Raw genomic sequence first — 517 nt, forward strand, 5'->3', positions numbered from 1 at the left:
TCGAAAGCGTTGCTTAGTTTGGCGTTGATGTCCCAACTTGAGTTTACAGCGTAAGAAGCGGTGAAGTTCCATAGGCTGTAGCTCGGTAGTCTTGTACTACCATTAAAGCGCTCACCTTGGTAAAGATACTGCGAGCCCAACGTCCATTGGTCAAATGTCGCATAAGCATTCCACTTAGCACCGCGCTTGGAGCGGTATGCTAGTTGGGTATCTTCTGCACCAGACTTGTCGACAGGATCTTTGTAATCTAGGTAGAACTCATGAGAGACAATATCAGTATCGAGTTTAACTTCTAGTTCGATACCTTTAATCTCAGCTTCACCAATGTTTTGCATGCCCGCACCTTTCCAGATCAGCATGTTTTCAATTTGGTTGTAATACCCAGTTACAGTCCAATCAACAATCGATGCCACACCAGATAACGACAGTTCCGTGTTTTTTGACTCTTCTGGCTTTAAGTTCGGCATTTCATAGCCAGGGTAATACAAATCAACAAAGCTAGGCGCACGGAATGCAG

At 44.7% G+C, this 517-nt stretch carries 1 protein-coding gene; it reads right to left on the reverse strand.

Annotation, left to right across the window (positions count from 1 at the left end):
* Positions 1-517: TonB-dependent receptor domain-containing protein (locus tag R7Q46_RS30340; RefSeq protein WP_318078736.1), on the reverse strand; the 517-nt coding region annotated here is incomplete at both ends.

It is taken from the genome of Vibrio sp. 811, from assembly GCF_033339195.1.